Raw genomic sequence first — 4893 nt, forward strand, 5'->3', positions numbered from 1 at the left:
TTTTTCTTTAGTTTGCGCATGAAAAAATTACTGGCGGTCTTGATCACGGACAGGGGCTGGTTCAACTCGTGGGCGACACCGGTGGCCATTTCGCCGAGAGTGGCCATTTTGGTGGCCTGGATCAGTTGCTGCTCCGCTTCCAGGCGCTTGGTTACATCGCTGATGGTCACCAGCAGCACCCGCTGGCCGGAGTATTCGGACGGTGAGATGCGTATGTCTATATAGCGCATCCTGTCATCGGCACCCACATGGCGGACCTGGTTCAGCATCGCCGTAGTGGCCATGCGAAAGGCCATGGTCTCGCGCTCATCCGGTTCGAATAGTTTCAGGAAGCAGGTGCCGATCAAGTGCTCCCTCTCCAGGCCGTAAACCGCCTGGACACTCTTGTTGCAGTCCAGGATCTCCAGACTCCGAATATCCAATACGAACACCGGGTTGGGAATGTTGTTGAAGATGGCATGGTATTTCTTCTCGGACAGTTCCAGTTTTTCTTCCAGTTGCTTGCGCTGGGAAATGTCCAGATTCATCTCCATGGCCGCCACAATCTTGCCGGTTTCATCGTGGATGGGTGAGGTGCGCACGATCCAATGTTTGATGCTGCCGTCCTTGTCCACACCGGTTTCTTCGCTGTAGTGGGACTGCCCGTCGGCAAAGGTGGCTTCCACCGGGCAATCCACACATTTCTCCCACCGTCCCTTGTAAGCATGGTAGCAGAAATCACCGAGTTTGGGTGCGAACTTGTCGGCGAATTCGCGGTTGTAGCCGATGAGCCGGTAGTCCCGGTCCTGGACGGTAATGACGCAGGGCACCATCTCGAACAGGTTCTGGAACTGATCGCGCTGCTTGTTGAGCTCACCTTGCTTGCTGTCGATGGAACGGCCCATCTGTCGGATGGCTTTGGCCAACTGCCCCATTTCGTCAGCTTGGTCCACTTCGATCATTGCCGCATAGTCCCCGTTTTCGATGCGCCGGGTGCCGTCGATGAGTTTTTTGATGGGATATTTGACGAACCGATAGATAAAAAGTAGGATCATGGCCGATGTGGCCAGAAAGATGAATACAGCCAGCGCCACCAGGTTCCTTTCATAGCGGGCCAGTTCTAAATCCGCTTCCTCCAAGGAAACGACCAGATCGATGGCTCCCAACACTTTTTTGTCCGGTGGATGGATGTGGCAGGCATCGGTGGAACAGCCCGGTTCGTTGTACACCGGGCTGATGACGCCCATCAGCCGGTAGCCGCTCTCCGACCGAAAGGTGCGCACGGTTTCGGCCAGTGACACCTGGTGCACCGGTGGATCGCTGCGGTGGCAAATGTAGCAGGCCTCGTCCTTGATGTTGGTGACCGTGTCAATCTCGGCGTCCTGATTGGAGAATTTAATCTCTCCCTGCTTGTTGTAGATGCGGATGTTGACGATGTCGTGCTGCTTGGAAATATTGTTGATGATCTGTTTGATGTCGTCCCTGGAGTTGAGCATCATGGAATAATGGGTGCCCAGGCGGATAGTGTTGCTCAGCCGCTGGGTTCCGGCGGTGATGTTGCCTACCAACTTTTGCTGCATGTATCTAAAGTTGAAGAATCCCCACACCCCGAGGGACAGAAGCAACATCAAGCCGACGCTGGCCAATAGTTTGAGCAAGAGGCTCTCGTGAAAGATGGCTTTCAGTGACGGCATGGAATGCATCCTTTGAGAATTGTCGGAAAAAGAGAAGTCGATCCAAGTGATGGAAACCCCTGTGGAACGATATCTGAAAAGCCCACATGGGTCAACACAGGGGATGCATAACCATCAGCCATTAAATAATGTTTTTTTGGCCCATTCTCCGAATTGGTTCATCGACTCAAGTCCTCGACCTAGTCGATCATGCCTGCGGATTGAAACTCGACTCCGCCTTGATTTTGAACCCAATCCTTATTTTAAGATCGGTTCTGATAATACTGCTATGCATCCGTTGTGCTATTTAGGCCCCCTTGCATCCTTGATTTGGGTTGAATGGCCAATGAAAATACCACTTAAGTTATCGGCGTCGAAATTAGCCCGATACATGCGCCGTGCGGCATCCCTTTGGACTCGAAGTCGGGTAAAATAAATTCGATCATTCACATACTGTATGAAGTTCAGCTTTTATACTTGACATAAATCATTATTTTTCTTTATTGTTTCCTGACGATTCTGCCTGTTCCCCAGCGAGTAGGCTGCCGGACGATCACAGTCGGTAATCCCAGAAACCACAATATTCGGAAGCACTTCGGAACCGATGGCGCCGGAATATTACAATCACCATGCAACAATGTTTCCCTCTCATTTTTTAACCAACGGCAAAAGGAGGCCACATGACCAATCCCTATCAAGCGGCATTTGAACAGTCGATGAACGATCCGGACGGATTCTGGGCGAAGGCGGCGGAAGACTGCCACTGGTACAAGCGCTGGGACAAGGTGCTGGACGACAGCAACAAGCCTTTCTACCGCTGGTTTACCGGCGGCCAGATCAACACCTGCTACAATGCCCTGGACTATCACATCGACCAGGGGCGGGGGGACCAGCTTGCCCTGATCTACGACAGTCCGGTCACCGACACGATCAAAAAATACACCTACAGCCAGCTTCGCGACGAAGTGGCCCTTTTTGCCGGCGTGCTCAAGGCACAAGGGGTGGAAAAAGGCGACCGGGTGCTGATTTACATGCCCATGATCGCCGAAGCGGCCATATCCATGCTGGCCTGTGCCCGCATCGGGGCGGTGCACTCGGTGGTGTTTGGCGGATTTGCGGCCAAGGAGCTGGCCACGCGCATCAACGATGCCAAGCCCAAGGTGATCGTGACGGCGTCGTGCGGCATTGAAGTGAAGAAGGTCATCGCCTACAAGCCGTTGTTGGACAAAGCGATCGACATGAGCACCAGCAAGCCGGGCAAGTGCATCATCCTTCAGCGACCCATGGAAACGGCGTCCATGATCGCCGGGCGGGACGTGGACTGGGTGGAAGCCATGTCAGCGGCAGCGCCGGCAGACTGCGTGCCGGTAGCAGCCACGGATCCACTTTACATCCTATACACCTCAGGTACCACGGGCGTGCCCAAGGGTGTGGTTCGCGACAACGGCGGCCATGTGGTGGCCCTGAAATGGACCATGAAGAACGTATACAACATGGATGCCGGAGATGTCTACTGGGCGGCCTCGGACGTCGGCTGGGTCGTGGGTCACAGCTACATCGTTTACGGACCGCTGTTCAAAGGCTGCACCACGATCCTGTTCGAGGGCAAACCGGTGGGCACACCGGACGCCGGCGTCTTCTGGCGGGTGATCAGCGAGCACAAGGTCAAGGCAATGTTCACCGCGCCGACGGCCTTCCGGGCGATCAAACGCGAGGACCCCAATGCAGAGTTGATGAAGCAGTACGACCTGTCCAACTTCAAGGCCCTGTATTTGGCTGGCGAGCGCCTCGACCCCAACACCTTGCACTGGGCCGAAGATGCCCTGAAGGTACCGGTGGTCGATCACTGGTGGCAGACGGAGACAGGTTGGGCCATTGCCGCTAACTGCTTAGGATTGCATGAATTTCCAGTCAAAGAGGGCTCGCCGACCAAGGCGGTGCCGGGTTGGAACCTGCAGGCGGTGGACGCCAACAACCAGCAGGTGGCCGCAGGTGACATTGGCGCTCTGGTGGTCAAGCTGCCGCTGCCACCGGGTACGCTGCCGACCTTGTGGCAGAACGACGACCGCTATGTGGAATCCTACCTGGAAGAGTTCCCCGGTTACTACAAAACGGCCGATGCGGGCTACATCGATGCGGATGGCTACGCCTTCGTGATGAGCCGCACGGACGACATCATCAACGTGGCCGGTCACCGTCTCTCCACGGGGGCCATGGAAGAGGTGCTGTCCGACCACCCGGATGTGGCCGAGTGCGCGGTGCTGGGGGTGGATGACAGCCTCAAAGGCCAGGTGCCGGTCGGTTTTGTGGTACTCAAGGCCGGGGTGAGCAAGGCCGAAGACGAGATCGTCAAGGAGGTCATCCAGATGGTCCGCGATCGCATCGGGCCGGTGGCGGCTTTCAAGACGGCCACAGTGGTCAAGCGCCTTCCTAAGACCCGCTCGGGCAAAATCCTGCGGGGAACGATCCAGAAGATCGCCGACAATCAGGAATACAAAGTGCCGGCCACCATCGACGACCCGACCATCCTGGACGAGATGGAAGAGGCCTTGAAAGGCATCGGGTATGCCGGGTCCAGGAAGTCCTGATGGCTAATCGGTCCTGACCGATTGATAAAACCTTAAATAAAACACCGGGTGCTTCCTTCAATTTAGCACCCGGTGTTTTTCTTTGTCCTAAGTGCTCCTATTCGTAAATACGGTGACGCACCGAGATTGTCGAGGCGCCCGTATCGCAAGGCGCGAGAAGTGGCCAATAGCCTAAGCTATTGGCGCGCCGAGCAACGCAGCGAGCCGGGATGAATCGGCAATCGAATGCCATCGTATTTGCGAATAGGGGCACTAAAGCAGGGAACCGTAAGTGATTGATTTCCAAATTCAGCTTTCGCAGCCATCTTTCAACCTGCTGACTACATGGCAACGACCGTATTGCGCCCCTGGCTTTTGGCTTGGTACAGGGCTTTGTCAGCCAAGTCCACAAGCTGCTTGCCGGTGAAGCCACCCCTGGCTGGTCGGGCAGCGACACCAATGCTGGCTGTGATGTGAAGGGTCAGATCCTCGTAGGTAAAGTCGTAGTCCTTTACCCGCGCCCGAAACCGCTCGCATAGCGACATGGCCTTGTCCAACGACGTGTCGGGGAGAATAACAGCGAACTCTTCGCCGCCATAACGGCAGCCCACATCGTATTTGCGGATGCTGTCATTCAACAGTCGTCCGAATTCATGCAGCACCCGGTCCCCGCA

General features: G+C 55.5%; 3 protein-coding genes. 1 reads left to right on the forward strand and 2 read right to left on the reverse strand.

What is annotated here, in order from left to right:
• On the reverse strand, positions 1 to 1673 hold a 1673-nt coding region (locus tag QNK41_RS05640), incomplete at its 3' end, for a PAS domain S-box protein (RefSeq protein WP_319254634.1).
• Positions 1674 to 2332: 659 nt separating this feature from the next.
• Between QNK41_RS05640 and QNK41_RS05645 the strand changes: the two genes are divergently transcribed.
• Complete coding sequence (locus QNK41_RS05645) at positions 2333 to 4240, forward strand: propionyl-CoA synthetase (protein WP_319254636.1); 1908 nt, start codon at positions 2333 to 2335, stop codon at positions 4238 to 4240.
• Between the two features lie 320 nt (positions 4241 to 4560).
• Here QNK41_RS05645 and QNK41_RS05650 read toward each other — a convergent pair.
• The coding region (locus tag QNK41_RS05650; RefSeq protein WP_319254638.1) for a GGDEF domain-containing protein at positions 4561 to 4893 on the reverse strand (333 nt) is incomplete at its 5' end.

Source organism: Desulfosarcina sp. (assembly GCF_033791525.1).
GTDB lineage: Bacteria > Desulfobacterota > Desulfobacteria > Desulfobacterales > Desulfosarcinaceae > Desulfosarcina.

Coding starts and splice junctions, on each gene's coding strand:
- QNK41_RS05645 (WP_319254636.1), top strand. CDS start 2,333: ATGACCAATCCCTATCAAGCGGCATTTGAACAGTCGATGAACGATCCG.